The organism is Runella sp., from assembly GCF_027484545.1.
Lineage (GTDB): Bacteria > Bacteroidota > Bacteroidia > Cytophagales > Spirosomataceae > Runella.
This window is the reverse complement of record NZ_JAIXST010000320.1, coordinates 1-3224: the sequence shown is the minus strand read 5'-3', so window position 1 is coordinate 3224 and position 3224 is coordinate 1. Positions and strand designations below refer to the sequence as shown.

Here is a 3224-nt window from a genome sequence, read left to right as displayed (position 1 = left end):
AAATGAATGCATGAAATTTGCCAATCGTTCTGGTTCGCTTATTTCTACTTTCTTTTTCATTTCGCAAAATTGCAATTATTTTAGTTTTGATTCCAAGAAGTTCGGTCGTTCTCTATAACGGTTAGACTATAGTCAAAAATTTGTGACATTTCGGTGGTTCGATTCGGATTAGTGCTATTGATAAATATAATTGGTGAGCTCTTACTTTTCTTGACGCTTCGGCGTTCCGATTGCCCAAGAAAAGTATCGCAGCGGCGAACCGCCAAAAGAAGAGCCGCCTGTCCAAAGCTTCTGCCGCACAAGGCAAGCGCGCATCACGCTGGACAGGCACACCTTACGCGCAAGGATTTATTTATTAGCGATTTATAAAAATGTAGACTTACTCTTACAGGAGAGTGAAGGTGAGTATCTTCCTGATTGTTTATTTATTTGCGTCGGAATCAATCTTCTCATTGCAAGCTAACCAAAATCAAGTGAAAATAATAAAGCTGTTTTTGTGTTTATTACTGGCGGAATCGCCTCTGCTTTTTGCCCAAAATACGACACCACCACCAAGGTCTGTGTCCCCACAGACCTTCCCAAAGGAGACCGCCCAAGTCTTCCCCAACACCGCCAAACCGTGGACGTATTGGTGGTGGATGGGCAGCACTGTTACGGAAAAAGACATTACGTGGCAACTCGAAAATTTTGCCAAAGCAGGGTTGGGAGGAGTGCACATCATTCCGATTTATGGTGTAAAAGGGTTTGAAAACCAAGCGATTTCGTACCTGAGTCCCCGTTGGATGGAAGTGCTGGGACATACCGTTCGCGAAGGAAAACGCCTTGGTTTGGGCGTGGACATGGGTACGGGTTGGCCCTTTGGAGGCCCGAACGTGTCGACCAAATTTGCGGCTAAAAAGTGGCAATATACCAACGGAAAATTGGAAAGTGTGTTGACCAAACAGGCCGTAAAACGCGCCGCGCCCGGCGGTGCAGGTCCGGTGCTCGACCCCTTTTCAGCAACGGCAATGCCGCATTATGTACAACGATTTGACTCGGCTTTTGCCAATTTTAAGGACCGTCCCCGCGCCATGTACAACGACTCCTACGAAGTCTACGGTGCCAATTGGACGGACGATTTTCTGAATGAATTTAAAAAACGTCGGGGCTACGATCTGCAAAGCCAATGGGCGGCTTTTACCGATACCACCACTGCTTTGGTAAAGATGGATTATCACCAAACCCTGTCGGAACTCCTTCTGGAAAACTATGCAAAAAAATGGACCGATTGGTCGCGCAAACAAGGGTTTTTGACTCGGTATCAAGCCCACGGCTCTCCCGGAAACCTCCTGGATCTGTACGAAGCTTCCGATATTCCCGAAACGGAATCGTTTGGCAGCAGCCGTTTTCCCATCAAAGGCCTGCGCGTGGACGACCAATACGAAGTAGACCGTTTTGGAACGCCCAATCCGTTGGCCATGAAATTTGCGAGTTCAACCGCGCATTTGGCAGGCAAAAAATGGGTCAGTTCCGAAAGTACTACGTGGTTGGCCAATCACTTCAAAGTAGCGCTTTCGCAAATCAAACCTCAAATTGACGAGCTTTTTACGACGGGTATCAACCATATTTTTTACCACGGCACTACCTACACCCCTGAAAATGAGCCATATCCCGGATGGTTGTTTTATGCTTCCACCAACTACGGTGTACATTCCCATTTTTGGAAACATTATCCGCAACTCAATCACTACATCGAACGTTGTCAGACGATTTTACAAAACAGTCAGTCCGACGATGACCTGCTGGTCTATTTCCCGATTCATGATATGTGGGCTACCAAGGCACGCGCAGGTGGAAATATTCATCTTCTGGAAGTGCATCACGTGGATAAGTGGTTGTTGAAATTGCCTTTCGGGCAGTTGAGTGAATGGCTCTGGGACAATGGTTTTGCGTTTGATTTTATTTCGGATAATCAATTGCAACACTTCAAGTCGTTGGCTACCAAAAGATATAAAACGATCATTGTTCCTGCCGTCACGTATATGCCGGAAGCAACGCTCGCCCGGTTGAATGAATTGTCAAAATCGGGCGTAAAAGTGATATTTATGGAGCACTTGCCAACACAACCCACGGGTTTTTATCAACAGCAGGAACGCAACGCGGCTTTCCAAAAAATGAGACAAGCGTGGACGAACACTCAAGTCTTTTCAAGTCTTCAAGACTTGGAAAGACTGAATCTGCGTCAGGAAACGTGGGCCAAGGAAGGCTTGAAATACATTCGGAAGGTGCAAAATGGGAAGGTAGTTTATTTCATTGCCAACCAAGACCAAAAGTTCAGCGAAGGTTGGATTACGTTGGCTACGTCGGCCAAAAGTGTCAGCCTTTACAATCCGTTGACGGATAAAAGTACGCTTTTGCCCCTCAAAACAGGAGGAGCAAAAACTCAAGTATATTTAAAACTGCTTTCGGGCGAATCCTGCTTTTTGAGGTTGGATGCCAACGTCGGCGAGGCTTGGAATAACGTCGGCGAGGTTCAAAACGCCAAACCGGTCCGCCGGCGCGGGTCAGTTCTCGCCGACGTTCACAACGCCGACGTTACCCTGCAAGGCAATTGGAAATTGGAGTTTTTGGAAGGAAAGCCTTATTTACCCAAATCAACTATGCTCAATAAGCTCGGTTCCTGGGCTGTTCTTTCCGATTCGGCAAGTTATTTTTCAGGCACAGCGCGGTATACTCTGACGTTTGATTTACCCAATGGTTTTAATACCCGAAAAAAGGCGATTCTGGACTTAGGCGATGTTCGTGAAGTGGCTGATGTAACCATCAACGGTCAGAAAATCGGTACGGCGTGGAGTTTGCCTTTTCGTTTGGAAATACCTGCCAATGGATTGAAACCGACACAAAATCGCCTTGAAATTGAAGTCACTAACCTCTCTGCCAACTACATGCGCCTGCGCGATGCACAGCAACCCGACTGGAAGAAGTTTTTGGACGCCAACATTGTAGATATCCAATACAAACCCTTCAAAGCAAGTCAATGGCAAGCGATGCCTTCGGGGCTGTTGGGAGAGGTAAAATTGGAATATTTTAAAGATTAATCGTTTTTTAACCAACGTTTTGCAACGAACCGCCACGAACGAACGTAATTTTACGTAGAAGATGATTAGATAGATAATCGTATTCGTTTTTATGGCTGTTAGAGAGATAAATCCCCGTTGGTACTACCGACGGGGATTTTTTGTTTT

Annotated in this window: 1 protein-coding gene; it reads left to right on the top strand. The window is 46.1% G+C overall.

Annotated features, from left to right (window positions below; all coding sequences use genetic code 11):
• The first annotated feature begins 560 nt into the window (after nucleotides 1–560).
• A complete protein-coding gene (locus Q0081_RS28490; protein ID WP_298361517.1) occupies nucleotides 561–3077 on the top strand; it encodes a glycosyl hydrolase in 2517 nt (838 codons plus the stop codon).
• The last annotated feature ends 147 nt before the right edge of the window (nucleotides 3078–3224 follow it).